Origin of the sequence: Microbispora sp. CA-135349, from assembly GCF_050947365.1 — a bacterium.
Classification (GTDB): Bacteria; Actinomycetota; Actinomycetes; order Streptosporangiales; family Streptosporangiaceae; genus Microbispora.
In genome coordinates, this window is the sequence record NZ_CP192001.1 from 3,682,801 (window position 1) to 3,698,080 (window position 15,280).

At 74.0% G+C, this 15,280-nt stretch carries 15 protein-coding genes; all 15 read left to right on the forward strand.

All coding sequences use genetic code 11. The features are described 5' to 3' along the window. The first annotated feature begins 1 nt into the window (after nt 1). The 15 genes from ACQPZZ_RS17125 (at nt 2) to ACQPZZ_RS17195 (ending at nt 15,280) form a co-directional block, all read left to right on the forward strand. Nucleotides 2-1,312 (forward strand): type III PLP-dependent enzyme, encoded by a 1,311-nt coding sequence (locus ACQPZZ_RS17125; RefSeq protein WP_432933182.1) that lies wholly within the window; start codon nt 2-4, stop codon nt 1,310-1,312. Between the two features lie 12 nt (nt 1,313-1,324). After that, complete coding sequence (locus tag ACQPZZ_RS17130) at nt 1,325-1,579, forward strand: acyl carrier protein (RefSeq protein ID WP_363642846.1); 255 nt, start codon at nt 1,325-1,327, stop codon at nt 1,577-1,579. Nucleotides 1,580-1,581: 2 nt separating this feature from the next. Continuing rightward, nucleotides 1,582-2,484 carry a hypothetical protein gene (locus ACQPZZ_RS17135; protein ID WP_432933184.1) on the forward strand — a complete coding sequence of 301 codons (903 nt, stop codon included), beginning with the start codon at nt 1,582-1,584 and terminating at the stop codon, nt 2,482-2,484. Then, nucleotides 2,481-3,191, forward strand: a complete 711-nt coding sequence (locus ACQPZZ_RS17140) for an acyl-CoA dehydrogenase family protein (RefSeq protein WP_432933186.1) — start codon at nt 2,481-2,483, stop codon at nt 3,189-3,191. Before ACQPZZ_RS17135 ends, ACQPZZ_RS17140 begins: the two co-directional genes overlap by 4 nt. After that, nucleotides 3,191-4,333 (forward strand): acyl-CoA dehydrogenase family protein, encoded by a 1,143-nt coding sequence (locus tag ACQPZZ_RS17145; RefSeq protein ID WP_432933188.1) that lies wholly within the window; start codon nt 3,191-3,193, stop codon nt 4,331-4,333. The genes ACQPZZ_RS17140 and ACQPZZ_RS17145 overlap by 1 nt, the downstream gene beginning before the upstream one ends. Continuing rightward, nucleotides 4,330-5,673 (forward strand): MATE family efflux transporter, encoded by a 1,344-nt coding sequence (locus tag ACQPZZ_RS17150; protein WP_363642838.1) that lies wholly within the window; start codon nt 4,330-4,332, stop codon nt 5,671-5,673. The genes ACQPZZ_RS17145 and ACQPZZ_RS17150 overlap by 4 nt, the downstream gene beginning before the upstream one ends. Next, on the forward strand, nt 5,666-6,406 hold the full coding sequence (fabG, locus tag ACQPZZ_RS17155) for a 3-oxoacyl-ACP reductase FabG (protein WP_432933190.1): 741 nt from the start codon (nt 5,666-5,668) through the stop codon (nt 6,404-6,406). Before ACQPZZ_RS17150 ends, fabG begins: the two co-directional genes overlap by 8 nt. Before the next feature lie 65 nt (nt 6,407-6,471). Next, nucleotides 6,472-6,729: an acyl carrier protein gene (locus ACQPZZ_RS17160; protein ID WP_363642834.1), complete on the forward strand. Its 258-nt coding sequence runs from the start codon at nt 6,472-6,474 to the stop codon at nt 6,727-6,729. Between the two features lie 3 nt (nt 6,730-6,732). Continuing rightward, nucleotides 6,733-7,944, forward strand: coding sequence for a beta-ketoacyl-[acyl-carrier-protein] synthase family protein (locus ACQPZZ_RS17165; RefSeq protein ID WP_432933192.1), 1,212 nt, complete (start codon nt 6,733-6,735; stop codon nt 7,942-7,944). Beyond that, nucleotides 7,937-8,989, forward strand: a complete 1,053-nt coding sequence (locus ACQPZZ_RS17170) for a beta-ketoacyl synthase N-terminal-like domain-containing protein (protein WP_432933194.1) — start codon at nt 7,937-7,939, stop codon at nt 8,987-8,989. The genes ACQPZZ_RS17165 and ACQPZZ_RS17170 overlap by 8 nt, the downstream gene beginning before the upstream one ends. Before the next feature lie 2 nt (nt 8,990-8,991). Beyond that, nucleotides 8,992-10,530 carry an AMP-binding protein gene (locus ACQPZZ_RS17175; RefSeq protein ID WP_432933196.1) on the forward strand — a complete coding sequence of 513 codons (1,539 nt, stop codon included), beginning with the start codon at nt 8,992-8,994 and terminating at the stop codon, nt 10,528-10,530. Continuing rightward, a complete protein-coding gene (locus tag ACQPZZ_RS17180; RefSeq protein ID WP_432933198.1) occupies nt 10,527-11,567 on the forward strand; it encodes a 3-oxoacyl-[acyl-carrier-protein] synthase III C-terminal domain-containing protein in 1,041 nt (346 codons plus the stop codon). The genes ACQPZZ_RS17175 and ACQPZZ_RS17180 overlap by 4 nt, the downstream gene beginning before the upstream one ends. Before the next feature lie 10 nt (nt 11,568-11,577). Then, nucleotides 11,578-13,080: a class I adenylate-forming enzyme family protein gene (locus ACQPZZ_RS17185; protein WP_432933200.1), complete on the forward strand. Its 1,503-nt coding sequence runs from the start codon at nt 11,578-11,580 to the stop codon at nt 13,078-13,080. 28 nt (nt 13,081-13,108) lie between these two features. Then, nucleotides 13,109-13,831, forward strand: a complete 723-nt coding sequence (locus ACQPZZ_RS17190; protein ID WP_432933202.1) for a 4'-phosphopantetheinyl transferase family protein — start codon at nt 13,109-13,111, stop codon at nt 13,829-13,831. 27 nt (nt 13,832-13,858) lie between these two features. Next, nucleotides 13,859-15,280: an acyl-CoA carboxylase subunit beta gene (locus ACQPZZ_RS17195; RefSeq protein ID WP_432933204.1), complete on the forward strand. Its 1,422-nt coding sequence runs from the start codon at nt 13,859-13,861 to the stop codon at nt 15,278-15,280.

Genomic DNA, 15,280 nt, shown 5'->3' on the forward strand with positions numbered 1-15,280 from the left:
AATGACCGTGATCGACGAGGTCGACCCGGAGAGCCACGGCGGGATCGACGCGATGGCCGGAGCGGCCATCGACTACGAACTCCTGGCCGCCGAGTACGGCACTCCGTTGTTCGTCTACGACGGCGATCGCATGGCCGGCTCGCTGGCCGAGCTGTGCGGCGCGCTGCCGGAAGGCGTGGAGGTCTTCTTCTCGCTGAAGTCCAACCCGAACATCAGCGTGGTCTCCCTGCTGTCCGCCCACGGTGCCAGGGCCGAGGTGTCGTCCCTGGCGGAGCTGCACACCGCACTGGCCGCCGGGGTGGCGCCGGGGAACGTCATCTTCCTCGGACCGGGCAAGAGCGAGGAGGAGATCGAGGCGTGCGTCGCCGCCCGGATCTACGCGGTGGTCGTCGAATCCCTCGACGAGCTGGCCGACGTGGCCCGCCTCGCCGCCGCGGCCGGAATCCGGCAGCGGGTGCTGCTGCGGGTCAATCCGAGCCGGCCTCCCCGGGGCGCCGGGCTGACCATGGGGGGCAAGCCGCGGCCGTTCGGCATCGACGAGGAGGTGCTGCTGGCCGCCGGCGACCTGGCCCGGCGGTATCCGGACCTGGACGTCGCCGGCACCCATGCCTACCTGGGCACCCGGATCCTGGACGCGGAGACCGTCGTGGACAACACGCGACGGGCGCTGGACCTGGCCGAACGGGTGGCCGCCGCGACGGGCGTCGACCTGTCCGCGGTGGACGTGGGAGGCGGGCTCGGCGTGGCCTACTTCCACGGCGAGTCGGACCCGGACCTCCAGGGGTTGCGCGAGGGCCTGGAACCGGTGGTGTCGGCCTTCCGCGCCAGGCATCCGGGGGTCCGCCTCCTGTTCGAGTCCGGCCGGTACCTCACCGCGCGGGCCGGCACGTACGTCGTGCGGGTCAGATACGTGAAGTCCTCGATGGGCGTGCGCTTCGCCGTGGTCGACGGAGGCACCAACCACCACATGGCGGCCGTCGGCGTGGGCTCGTTCGCCCATCGCGACTTCCCGATCGTGCCGCTGACCGATCCGTCCCGTCCCGCGACCGGCCCATGGAACATCGCCGGTCCGCTGTGCACCCCCAACGACACCCTCGGCAAGAACGTCACGCTGCCCGACCTCCGGCCCGGCGACCTGCTCGGCGTGGAGCGCTCGGGGGCGTACGGCCCCACCGCCTCGCCCGGCCTGTTCCTGAGTCACGGGTTTCCGGCGGAGGTGCTCGTCCACGAGGGCCGGGCCCGGCTGGTCCGGCGCCGGGACACCCCGCACGACCTGCTACGGCAGCAGCGCCATCACCAGTACGGACAGTGAGGAGAGCAGGCAATGGACCGTCACAAGATCGTCTACCACATCAAGAACGCCCTGGAGCAGGTGCTCGGCCACAGCGTGGGGGAGGTGGCCGAGGAGACCAGGCTCTTCGACGAGCTGGCGCTCGACTCGACCAGCGTGATCGAGCTGCTGATCGTCCTCGAGGACCTGGCCGACGTGGAGATCCAGGCCGACGAGCTGGAACACGACGTGTTCGAGACCGTCGGATCGCTCGCGGACTTCCTGATGAAGACGGAGAAGGTGGGCTGAGAATGATCCTCGCCCCCGCGGACGCCCCGGCGTCCGTCCGGAAGCGGAGCGATCGGCCGGTGCTGCGGATGGGCCGGGCGGCCGGCCGGGTGTTCCCGGAACGGGGCACCTACGAGTTCGAGCCGGCCCGGCTCCAGGTCATCGCGGACCACCAGGCGTCCTTCGGCCTGCCGCCGATCGACCACGAGAAGGTGTCGGCCCAGCTGGCCTCCGGCGGCCTGCACTCCTTCATCGCCATGGGGGAGCGGCTGCTGGCGGACGTGCCCGGCCTGCCCGACCTCGACGTGGTCGTCCTGGCACACGAGACCCCGGACCTGGACTTCTCCGCGTCGGCCGCGTGCTTCCTGGCCTACCGCTGTCGCGGTGAGCGGACCGTCGCGTTCTCGGTGTCCGACCAGGGCGTCGGTGCCCCGTTCACCGCGCTGCGGCTCGTCGAACGCATGGTGGCCGCCGGCCAGGCGCGGACCGGCGCGGTCTTCGTGTTCGACCAGAACACCCTGCCGTTCTGGGACGACAGGGTGCACGGGGCGGCCGTGCGCGACGCCGGGGCGGCGATCGTGGTCGGGACCGGGCTCGACGGTCCCGCGCTCGCGTCGGTGTGGGAGGTCCCGGTGGAGCCCGGGCGATTGGCGGCGGAGGTGGGCCGCGTACGCCGGGAGCTGCCCGCGGACCGGGCCGTGCTGCTGCTCGGATCCACCCTGGCGTCCTGCGCGCGGGAGCTCGGCGCGGGCGGCGACGAGGTGCGGGTGGCCCCGGAGCGGCACCTGTGCACCGCGACCTGGCTGGAGCTGGCCGGGCACGACCGGCGGCAGGACGCCGCCCTGCTCCTGGCCGACTACGACCCCGCCACCGGACGGCTCCACGCGGCCGGCTTCCTGCCCGGCCCTGAGGAGGAGGCGTCATGATCACGGCGACCCGCCCCGATCTCGGCCATGTTGAGCACGTCGGCCGCACCGAAGGGCTGGCGGCGGCGGTGACCGCGCTGCTCGGCCCGGCGCCGGACGAGGTGTGCGCCGGTCGCGGCCACGTCGCGCTGCCGGCCGGCCTGGCGGCGGGGGTCCGCCGATGGCGCGTGGACGGCACGGCCTGGGAGCGGGTGCTTCTCACGCCGATCGAGCACCCGCTCGCCGCGTCCGCCGGCTTCGACCTGCTGAGCGTGACCCCGGCCGGCGCGCCGGCGGATGCACCGGGCGTGCGGCCCCCGCCCGAACTGGCGCCCGAACTGGCGGCCGAACTGGTGGCGGGGCTGGCGGCGGCCCGCCTGGGCGTGGCCCGGCGACTGCTGGACCTGGCGGTCGAGCACCTCACCCGGCGGCACGCGGACGGGGAGCCGATCATCCGGCGGCAACTGGTTCAGGGCACGGTGGCCGACGCCCTGGCCGCCATCGACATGTGCCGGCACATGGCCCGGCAGGCCGCAGCACCGGCCGCCGCACCGGCCGCCGCACTGGCCGCAGGGCGGCTGCACGCCAGGATCGGCGAGATCGGCTGGTGGATCGCCACGTTGTTCGGCGCCGCCGGTTACCTCGCCGACCACCCGGCCGCCGAGCTGTACGTGTCGGAACTGGTCGCGGACGTGTGGGTGGAGTGGTGCCCGGGGGAGGAGGGGTGATGGAACTCGACGGACATCTGGCGCTGCTGCGGTCCGCCGCCGCCGAAGTCGCCCCCGACCTGCGTGCCAGGGCCCTGCGCATCGACGCGGACCCCGGGGGCATGGACGTGCACCTCGATTCGCCCGCGATCGGCCTGATCCGCCGGCTGTCGACGCCGTCCGCCGTCAACCCCGACCCGATCCGCCTCGGCGGCCGGGCTCTGGAGGGCGGCTCCTGCCTGCTCGTGGTGATCGGGCTGATCGAGCTGGCGTACGGCGACGCCGCCGGCGTCCTCGCCCTGCCCGGGCCCGCGCTCGCCGGGGTGGTGATGCACCTGCTCGGCGACTCAGAACAGCAGGAGCGGTTCTTCCAGCGGATCGCCGACGGCCGCACCTGGACCTTCTGCGCCATAACCGAACCGGACGTGGGCAGCGACGCGACCCGGATGAGCACGACTTTGGTCCCGGACCACGGGCTGGTGGGGGTCAAACGGTACATCGGCAACGGCACCCGCGGCGACGTCGGCGTGGTCTTCGCCCGCACCGGCAAGGGGCCCCTCGCCATCCGCGCCATGCTCGTCGAAAGCCCCGCCACCGGGTGGTCGGCCAGGGCGCTGCCCATGATCGGGTTACGCGGCGCCCGCCTGAGCGAGATCGAGCTCACCGGCGTGCCGGTCGCCGAGCGGCAGCTGCTCGGCTCGCACCTGCCGCCGACCCGGCGCGGCATGTGGGGCGCCATCCGGGTGTTCAGCGACATGCGCACCCAGATCGCGGCCATGGCGGTCGGGACCTCCATGGCGGTGTGCGACTACGTCCGCGCGGCCCGCACCGGCTGGACCCGGTGGGAGCGGGCGGAGCTGGAGACGGCCCAGGCCGAGATCGCCGCCGTACGGGCGATGGTGTACCGGACCGCCGCCGCGGTCGACGCCGGCCCGGACCGCCCCGGTCTGGCCGCCGCCGCCAAGATCGAGGGGGTCCGGCTCGCGAAGCGGATGACCACCCGGCTGCCGCGGCTGCTCGGCCGCGGCGCGCTGCCGGAGCATCCGCTCCTGGAGAAGTGGTGGCGCGACGCGTCGGCCTTCGAGTTCATGGAGGGCACCGGCAACGTCCAGCGGCTCCAGGTGGCCCGCGACCACCTCAGGCGCCGGGAGGCGGCCGCATGAGCGCGACGGCGACGGCCGGAATCGTCGACGGCAGGCCCTCGGCCCTGGGGCTGCTGCGTCTGGGGCTGCCCATGGCGGGCGCCATGGCGGCCACCCTGGCCGGGAGCTTCGTCGTGCTGGCGATCCTGGCGCGGGCGGGCGGCGACGACCTCTACCTGCGGTCGGTCTACGTGCCGATCAGCCTCGTCTACACCGCGGTCATGGCGGGCCTGTCGGTGTCCGCGCAGGTCGCCGCCGCGGTGAGGACCGGTGCGGGTGACCCGGCGGGCGCCGGACGGTTCCTCACCGGATTCCTCTACGGCGGCCTCGCCGCGTACGCCGCCCTCGGCGCCCTGCTGGTGGCCGGGAGCGCGCAGGTCGCCGGCCTGGTCGGGATGGGCGCCGCCGACGAGCCCGCCTTCCGCGCCTTCGTCCGGGCGATGGCGCTGGTCATGCTGTTCCCCCTGATCGGGGAGGTGCTGGCCGCGGCGCTGCGCGGGACGGGGGCGACCGGGCAGGGGTCGGCCGTCAGCCTCACCTATCTCGTGGTCGAAGTCGCCGGGGTGTACCTGCTGAGTTCCGTGGCCGGCTGGGGGATCATGGCGGTGCCCGTCGCCGTGGCCGCGGCCGGGATCGTCCAGTGCGTCCTCGGCGTGCTGCTGACCCGCAGGCGGGGCGTCCGCCCGGCGGCCGGGCACGGCTGGTGGCAACCGGCGGTGGGCCGGATGTTCGTCCGGATCGGCGCTCCCGTGGCCGTCTCCTATCTGGTGCTGTTCGCGCTCAACCTCGGCTACGTGCGCATGCTGGCCCCGTTCGGGCCGCAGACGGTCGCGGGCTTCAGCCTGGCGTACACGCTGCAGACGTTGATCGTGGTGCCGGGGATCGGCTTCGGCTCCGCCGTCGCGATCGCCATGAACCAGGCGCGGGGGGCCGGCCGGCCGGAGCTGGCCCGGCGGGTGCTGTGGCTCGGGATGCGGGTGGCCGCCGCGGGTTATGTCCTGATCGTCCTGGCCGTCGTGCTCGGGGGCGACGTGCTGATGACCACCGTGGCGGCGGATCCGGCGGTGGCCGGCGAGGCGCGGAACGTCCTCGCCGTGATCGCCCCCACCTGGGCGTGCATGGGGTGCACGCTCACCGGCGCGGCGGTTCTGGAGGAGACGGGGCACGGGCTCGCGGCCCTGGCCGGGAACCTCCTGTGGGCCGTGGCCGTGCTCGTCGCCGGCTGGGCGCTCGTCTCGGCCGCGGCCGGGCCTGCGCCCCTCTACCAGACCATGGCGGTCGCCAACGTGGCGGGACTCGTCCTCGGGGCGCCGCTCGCGATGCTGCTCATGCGCGGCGGAAAGGGGCAGGGAAATGGCTGACAGGCGCTGCGCGATCGTCACCGGCGGTTCCCGTGGCCTGGGCAGGGCCATCGTCCTGCAACTGGCGGCGGACGGGTACGACGTCGCCTTCTGCTACCACAGCGCCGCCGATGCGGCCGGGGAGGTGGCGCGGCAGGCCGCCGACCTGGGCGCCGAGGTGTTCGCCGACCGGGTCGACGTGGCCGACGCCGGGGAGGTCGAGGCGTTCGTCGGCGAGGCGGAGCGGCGGATCGGGCCCGCGTACGCGGTCGTCAACTGTGCGGGCATCACCAGGGACCGGGCGCTGGCGGTCATGAAGGAAGACGACTGGACCAGCGTGTTGCGTACCAACCTCGACGGCGCCTACCACCTGACCAGGAGCGTCGTGTACCGGCTGATGAAGCGCCGGGCCGGAGTGCTGGTCAACATCTCCTCGGTGTCCGGCCTGGTCGGCAACGCCGGGCAGACCAACTACGCCGCGTCCAAGGCGGGGATCAACGGATTCACCCTCGCCCTGGCCAAGGAGGTGGCCTCGTTCGGCGTGCGCGCCAACGTGGTCGCCCCCGGATACATCGAATCCGACATGGTCGCCGGCCTGGCCGGCAAGGAGCGGCAGCGGGCCGAGCAGGGCATCCTCCTCGGCCGGTTCGGCACCGCTCAGAACGTCGCGGACGCCGTTTCGTTCCTGGTGTCCGACCGCGCCGCGTACGTCACGGGGGCGATCTTCCCCGTCGACGGCGGCCTGCACCTGTAGCCCACCACCGCACATCAGCCCCCCACATCAGCCCACCGCGCAACCCACCAATGAAGGAGACATCCATGAAGACCACGGCCCCTGTCGACGAGCGGCTGACCCAGATCGCCACGATGGTCGCCGACCTGCTTGAGGCCACACCCGAGGAGGTCGAGCGGGCGACGTCGTTCGCCGACGATCTGTCCGCCGACTCGTTCCTGCTCATCGAACTCGCCGCCCGGCTGGAGCAGCGGTTCGGCGTCGAGCTGGGACAGGAGGACCTGACCCGGCTGAACGACCTGAGCGCCACCTACCGGGTGGTCGCCGAGAAGGCCGGCTGGTGACACGTGTCCACTCGTGTCGCGATCACCGGTCTCGGGCCGGTGTCCAACATCGGAATCGGCGTCGGCGATTTCCTGGACGCGCTGCGCAACGGCAAGTCCGGCACTTCACGGATCAAGAGCTTCGACACGACGGGGTTCCCGCGTGTCATGGCGGGTGAAGTGGAGGACTTCCACCCCGATGCGATACTGCACCGGCTGGACCCCGCGGAGTGGGGACGCAGCAGCCAGCTCGCCGCCGCGGCGGCCCGCCTGGCGGTTCAGGACGCCGGCCTGGATCCGGCCACCCTGGCCGCGGCGCGGACCGCGGCCGCGGTCGGCACCACCTCGGGCGAGGCGGTCATCGACGTGAACCTCGCCAGGACGTGGGCGCTGGACGGATACCCGGCGACCGACCCCCACGACGCCCGGCTGCTGCCGGCCGGCCGCCTCTCGGCGGCGGTCAACCACGAGCTGGGCCTGACCGGCGAGGCGGCCACCATCGCCACCGCCTGCGCCGCCGCCAACTACGCCATCGGCTTCGCCTTCGACCTGATCCGGCAGGGGGAGGCCGACATCGCGTTCGCCGGCGGCGCCGACTCGGTGGCGCGCTCCACACATGCCGGGTTCCTGCGCCTGGGCGCGCTGGCCGAAGAGCGGTGCAGCCCGTTCGACCGGGACAGGGCGGGCATCCTCACCGCGGAGGGCGGAGCCATGCTGGTGCTGGAGCGCATGGACCACGCACGAGCCCGTGGGGCCCGGATCTACGGCGAGGTCCTCGGGTACGGCGCCACCTGCGACGCCTCGCACATGGTCGCGCCCGACCGGAACAGCATCGCCCGCTGCTTCCGGCTGGCGCACCGCAACGCCGGCGTGCGCGCCGACCAGATCGATTACGTGTGCGCGCACGGCACCGGCACGCCCACCAACGACCTGACCGAGGCGCTGGCGATCCTGGAGGTCTTCGGCGACGATCCGCCTCCGGTCAGCTCGATCAAGTCGGCCCTCGGGCACAGCATGGGCGCGGCCAGCGGCTTCGGCGCGATGGCCTGCGCACTGGCGATGACCCACGGGTTCCTGCCGCCGACGATCAACCACGTCACGCCGGACCCGCAGCTCGCCGGCATCGACCCGGTGCCGAACCAGGCCCGGCCCGCCGACCTGTCGATCGTGCAGAACAACGGGTTCGCGTTCGGCGGCAACAACGCCGTCGTCATCCTCGGGAGGGGCGATGCCTGACACCTTGCTCATCACCGGCTGGGGCCAGGTCGGCCCCGCCGGCGCCGGCCCGGCCGGTTGCCGCCCCGAGGCGGCGGTCCCGCTCCCGGTCACCCGGGCCTTCGTGGACCCGGGGCTCGACCCGGTGAACCGGCTCGGCCGCGGGACGGCCAGGTTCATCGACCGGACGACCGCGCTCACGCTGATGGCCTGCGACGAGGCGGCGGCCGACGCGGACCTGCGGATCGAGCCGATGGCCGAACGCGTCGGAGTCACGCTCGGCACCAGTTGCGGCAGCGTGGCGGGCACGGCGGAGTTCATCCGGGACAGCTTCGTCAACGAGCGGCCGCACATGGTCAATCCGATCAAGTTCCCGAACACGGTGATCAACTGCGCCGCCGGCCATGCCGCCATCAGGATGGGCGCCAAGGCGATCAACACCACCGTCTCCGGCGGCAGGGTGAGCGGGCTGCTGGCCATGCGGCACGCCCAGCTGACGCTGCGGGCCGGCCACGCGGATGCCCTCCTGGTGGGGGCGGTGGAGGAGTTCACTCCGGAGAACGCGTGGACGGCCGTCCGGGGGCGGCCCCGGGGGGACGACACGCCCCTGGGCGAGGCGGCCGCGATGCTCGTCCTCGAGCGGGCCGCCGCGGCCCGGCCCGGCCGGCGATCCTGGGCGGAGCTGCTCGCGGTGACGGTCCAGACATTCGGGGACCCCGATGACCGGGCCGCGAGCCACCGGCTCGGCCGGGCCGCCCTGGCGGCGGCGGGGGTGCCCGCCGAGGAGGTCGCCGTGGTGTCGCTGTCGGGCACCGGCGATCCGCACGCCGACGCCGACCGGCGGCGGGGCCTGGCCGGCCTGTTCCCCGATCCGGCCGTGCGCTGGCGCGACGCCGAGAGCATCGCGGGCGACTGCTACAGCGCGCTCGCCGCGGTGCAACTCGCCGACGTCCTCACCCTGCGCCGCCGCGATCCCGGGCTGGCCGGGCGGTCCGCCCTGGTCGCGGCCTTCGACGAGACGGGGGTCGCCGCGATGGCGGTCCTCAGGTTCTCCGGGAGCGAGTGATCATGTCAGCACAGCCATCTCACACCCTGCACGACCGTTTCTCCTGGGGCCTGGAGCTGGGGGCCGGCAACCCGGCGCTCGTCGTGGACCGTCGCCGCCTCACCTTCGGCGAACTCCACGAACTGGCCCTCACCTGGGCAGGCACGATGCTGGCCGAGTCGGGCGGCCGGCTGGACCGGGTCGGCATCCTCGCCACCCGGAGTGTCGAGGCCTACGCCGGCATGCTGGCCGCGCTGTACGCCGGGGCGACCGCCGTGCCGCTCAACCCCCGTTTCCCGGCCGAGCGCACGCAGCGCATGCTGGACGCGGCCCGGCCGGACGCGATCATCGCGGACGCCCAGGGGGCGCGGGTGGCCGCGGAGCTCGCGGGCGCCTTACCGGCCGGTCTGCCGGTGCTCCAGCCGTCGGCGGATCGCGGCACCGCGCTTCGCCCCGACCCGGCCCTCGCCCTGGCCGTTCCCCGGCCCGCGACGCCCGGCGACGTCGCCTACATCCTGTTCACCTCCGGCTCCACCGGGCGCCCGAAGGGGGTGCCGGTCACCCACGGCAACGTCGACCACTACCTGCGGGCCGTGCACGCGCGGTACGGCTTCACCACCGCCGACGTCTTCTCCCAGACCTTCGACCTGACCTTCGATCTGGCGGTGTTCGACCTGTTCGCGGCGTGGGGGGCGGGCGCCTCGGTGGTGAGCACGCCGCAGCAGGCCTTCTTCGACCTGCCCGAGTTCGTCGCCAGACACGGCCTGACCGTCTGGTTCTCCACTCCGAGCACCATCGCCGCGGTCCGCAGGCTCGGCCACCTGCGCCCCGAGGCGTTCCCCTCGCTGCGGTGGAGCCTGTTCTGCGGCGAGCCGCTCACCCTGGCCGACGCGGACGCCTGGCTGGCCGCCGCCCCCAAGTCGACGCTGGAGAACCTCTACGGCCCCACCGAGCTGACCATCTCCTGCAGCGTGCACCGGTACGAGCCCGACATCTCACCCGGCCTGGCCGTCAACGGTTTCCTGTCCATCGGCGCGGTGCACGAGGGCATGGCCCACCTGATCTGCGACGAGCACGACCGGCCGGCGATCGAGGGCGAGCTGTGCGTGACCGGCCCGCAGATGTTCCCCGGCTACCTCGACCCCGCCGACGACACCGGGCGCTTCCTGGAGTACGGCGGGCGGCGCTGGTACAGGACCGGTGACCGGGTCCGCCGGCTGCCCGATGGCGAACTGGGCTTCCTCGGCCGCCAGGACAGCCAGGTGAAGATCCACGGGCAGCGAGTGGAGCTGGCCGAGATCGACTGGGGGATGCGGCGCTGCCCCGGCGTGGCGGAGTCGGCCACGGTCGTGGTGGAGGTCGACGGCGCCTGCGAGCTCTACACCTTCTACACCGGGCAGGCCACGCCCCGCGCCACGCTGGTCCGCGCGATGCGGGGGATCTTCCCCGACTCGCTGGTTCCCCGCTATCTGGAGCACGTCGCCGAGTTCCCCCTGAACAGCAACGGCAAGACCGACCGCAAGGAGCTGGCCTGCCTGGCGCGGCAGCGGGTGGCGCGGTGAGCGCCTTCGCGAGGCCCGCCGGCACCCCGCCATCGGGCGAACACCCGGGACGAGACGGCGTCGTTCGTCCGGCACTCTGCGGTCGCGGCGCCGTCCTGGAACGGGTGCGCGCCTGCCTGCCCGGCACCGAGCTGTCGGGGCCCGCGCTGCGCGCGTACACCGGCCTCGCCGAGCAGCGGATGAAGATGTACACCCGCTTCCTGGGCTTCTCCAGCGTGCGCGTGGCGGACGGCGCGCGGTTGCCGGACATGCTGCTCGAAGCCACCCGCGCCACCCTCGCGGGCGTCGACCCGCAAACCGTCCGCTATCTGCTGTACGCGCACACCACCCAGCAGGTCGCGCCGCTCGGCGTCAACCTGGCCGACCGGCTGCGCCGGACGCTGGGCCTCCACCGGGCCTCGGTCTTCTCGGTCAGCCAGCAGAACTGCGCCTCGGGACTTTTCGCGCTCGACCTCGCGGCGACGCTGCTGGCCGGCGAGCCACCGGCCGCCCGCGCGCTGGTCGTCACCGGCGAGTGCGGCTTCACCGAGCTGTTACGGCACATCCCCGGCATCGCCCTGATCGGCGACGGGGCCGCCGCCGCTCTGCTGGGCCGCCGGGACGACCACCCCATCGGCGACACGGTGCTGGGCTCGCACTTCGTGACCCGGGGCAGGTTCTACCGGGGTGTCGGACTCGGGCCCGACGACGAGCGCGAGTACCACCAGACCTACGCTCCGGTCTTCTGCGAGGTCATCCGCACCGCGGTCGGCTCCGCGGGACTGGACCTGGACGACGTCGCCATGGTGGTGCCGCACAACGTGAACCGCCTGTCCTGGAAAAGCGTGGCCAAGGGCCTCGGGCTTCCGATGGAGCGCGTCTACCTGGACGCCCTGCCACGGATCGGCCACCTCCAGGCCGGCGACCCGCTGGTGAACCTCGCGGCGCTGAAAGCCGCCGGCCGGTTGAAGCCCGGAGACCGCTACGTGCTGGCCGCGGTCGGCCTGGGCGCGACATTCGGTGCGGTCGTCCTGCAGGCAGGCGACCTCGGAGACTAGGGAGTTCCCCATGATCGACCTTCTGCACGGTCTGCTCGACGAGGCCGCGAGCCGGTTCGGCCCGTCGCCGGCGATTTCCTGCGGCGGCCGCACCCTGAGCTATTCGGAACTGGAAGCCGCCAGCCATGGCGTCGGCCGTCTGCTGCTGGAGCGGGGCGTGCGGCGGGGCGACCGGGTCGTCGTCCTGCTGCCGCCGTCCCCGGTCACGCCGCCCATCCTGTACGCGTGCGCCCGGATCGGCGCGGCCTTCGTGATCCTGCACGAGCAGGTGCGCGGCGCCGGTCTGGCCCACGTGCTGTCCGACGCCGAGCCGCGCCTGCTGGTGACCGGCGACGAGGCCGCGCTCGCCCAGGCGAAGGCCCGCGGCGTCGCCGTGGCCACCCCCGGCGAGATCGCCGAGGCGGCGGCCGTCCCCGGCCCTCCGGCCGACCCGGCGGAGCCCCCGCTCCCGGTGGACCCGGTCTGCCTCATCTACACCTCCGGCAGCACCGGCATGCCCAAGGCCGTGGTCTCCACGCACGCGCAGATGGTCTACGCCGCGCGGGCCATCCAGGCCAGGCTGGCGTACCGGCCGGGTGACGTCGTCTTCTGCGCGCTGCCGCTCGCCTTCGACTACGGGCTCTACCAGCTCCTGCTCGCCGCCCTGGGCGGGGCCCACGTGCAGCTCCGCTCGGCCGCGCAGGCCGGCGGCAGCCTCGCCCGGGATCTGTGCGAGAGCGGGGCCACGGTGCTGCCGGCTGTGCCCTCGCTGGCCCAGAACCTGGCCCTGCTGCTGGACCGGCTCGGCGGGCGGCCGCCGGCGCTCCGGCTCCTCACCAACACCGGCGCCGCCATGAACGTGGAGGTCCTGGCGACCCTGCGGCGGCACATCCCCGGGATGCGCGTTCAGCTGATGTTCGGGCTCACCGAGTGCAAGAGGGCCACGATCATGCCGCCGGACGAGGATCTGCGCCGGCCGGGCGCGTGCGGTCTGCCGCTGCCCGGCACGGAGGTCTTCGTCGTCGGCGACGACGGCCGCCGCCTGCCAGCGGGGGAGATCGGGGAGATCGTCGTCCGCGGGCCCAACGTGATGGCCGGATACTGGCGGCGGCCCGGACTGACCGAGGCGCGTTTCCTCAGGGCCGAGGGCCTCTTCCCGGAGCTGCGCACCGGCGACTACGGCCGGCTCGACGCGGACGGCTACCTCTACTTCGCCGGCCGCCGCGACGACGTCTACAAGGAGCGCGGCTTCCGGGTCAGCGCCACCGAAGTGGAGACGGCCGCGCAGCGGGTGCCGGGAGTGCGGGCCGCGGCCGTGCTGCCGCCCGCCGCCGGTCGCCCCGATGCGGTGCTGGTGGCCGCCACCGACCTGCCCCCGCACGAGGTCCTGCGCCTGCTGCGGGGGGAGCTGGAGCCGTACAAGGTGCCGGCCAGGTGCCTCACCCTCGGCGCTCTCCCGCTCAACGGAAACGGCAAGACCGACAAGCGGGCGCTGGCCGAGCACGTCCCCGAGCTCACCGGGGCCCCGGCCTGAGCCCGCGCGCGACCGGAAGGAGACTCCGTTGACCAGCACCTGCCCGGCCGTCTGCGAAGTGTGGTGGGCCGGCGTCCCCGACGTGGCGCCCGCCCACCTGGAGCGGCTGCTGTCCCCGCCGGAACGGGCCCGGCTCGACGGGTTGCGGCGCGGCCGGGACCGGGCCAGGTTCGTGGTGGGGGTGGCGCTGACCCGCCTGGTCGCGGGCGCCCGGCTGGGGACCGCGCCCGACCGCGTGGATATCGACCGCACCTGTCCCGACTGCCCGCGACCGCACGGCAAGCCCTGCCTTCGCGGCACCGGCATCGGCCTGTCGGTCTCCCACTCCGCGGGCAAGGTCGTCCTGGCCGTGGCGGACGTCCCGCAGGTCGGCGTCGACGTCGAGCGGGTCGCCCTCGACCGTCCGATCCGGGCGATGGCGGCCCGGGTGCTCGCCCGGCCCGAGGTGGCCCAGTTGCGGCGGCTGGGGGAGGACGGCCACGGCTTCACCCGCTACTGGACCCGCAAGGAGGCACTGCTCAAGGCGACCGGAGACGGGTTGCGCGTGGCCATGCGCGCGCTCACCGTCTCTGCCCCGGACGAGCCGCCCCGGCTGCTCGACTGGGCGGGCCGGCCCGAGCTGACCTCCCGGTTCGCCCTCCGCGACCTCGACCCGGGAGAGGGCTACGCGGCGGCGCTGGCGGTCGTCGGCGCCCGCGATCCGGTGGTCGTCGAGACAGACGCCGGCCCGCTGCTGGCCGGCCGCGCGTGAGGCTTCGCGACAGAGAGGAATGCCGTCATGACGATCGAGATGACCGTGGCGATCCCCCCGCCTCCGGTGGCGGACGCCGATCCCGAAGACCCCTCGGCACGCCTGGCCGCGCTGCTCGACCCCGGCTCGGCCCGCCCGCTCGGCCCGCCCGGCCGGAGCGGTGTGCTGGCCGCCACCGGGCTCGTGCACGGCCTGCCGGTCGTGGCGTTCTGCACCGATGCCCGGACGCAGGGCGGCGCCATGGGCGCCGCGGGCTGCGACCGCATCGTGGCGGCCTACGAGCTGGCCCTACGGCAACGCGCGCCGATCATCGGCCTGTGGCACTCCGGCGGGGCCCGGCTGACCGAAGGCGTCGCGTCGCTGCACGGGGTCGGGCGGGTCTTCGCGGCCATGACCAGGGCCTCCGGGGTGGTGCCCCAGGTGTCCGTGGTGCTCGGCCCGGCCGCCGGCGGAGCCGCGTACGGACCCGCCCTGACCGACATCGTGATCATGTCGGAGGCCGGTCGCATCTTCGTCACCGGCCCCGAGGTGGTCCGCAGCGTCACGGGGGAGAGCGTCGACATGGCCGCGCTCGGCGGTCCCGAGCCGCACAGCAGACGCAGCGGCGTGGTCCACGTGGTGACCCGGACCGACGAGGAGGCGTTCGCGCACGCCCGCCGGCTGGCCGACCTGCTGGGCCGCCAGGGCGCGGTGGCGCCCGAGCGGGTCGGGGAGGTGGACTTCTCCCCGCTGCTGCCCGAGTCCGACCGCCGTGCCTACGACGTGCACCCGCTAGTGCGGGGGCTGCTGGACGAGCCGGGCGTCGAGCTCCACCCCCGCTGGGCACCCAACATGGTGACCACCCTGGGCCGCCTCGGCGGACGCACGGTGGGGGTCGTCGCCAACAACCCGATGCGCCTGGGCGGGTGCATCGACGCGGCCGCCGCCGACAAGTCCGCGCGGTTCGTCCGCATGTGCGATGCCTTCGGCATCCCGCTGATCGTCCTGGTCGACGTGCCGGGGTACCTGCCGGGCGTGCAACAGGAGCACGACGGGGTGGTGCGCCGCGGGGCGAAGCTGCTGCACGCCTTCGCCGCGGCGGCCGTGCCCCGCCTCACCCTGGTGACGCGCAAGGCGTACGGCGGGGCCTACATCGCGATGAACTCCCGATCGCTCGGCGCGACCCGCGTCTTCGCCTGGCCGGCCACGCGGATCGCGGTGATGAACGCCACGGCCGCCGTGCGCGTCCTGCGCCGCCGCGAGCTGGCGGCGGCGCCCGAGGCGGAGCGCGCCGCGCTGACGGCAGGGTTCGCCGAGGAGCACGAACGGGACGCCGGCGGCCTGGAACGGGCGCTCGGAATCGGGGTGGTGGACGAGGTCATCGAGCCGGCCCGGACCCGCGGCGCCCTCGCCAGGGCCCTGGCCGACGCGCTCCCCGGGCGGGGCGCTCACGGAAACATCCCTCTCTGA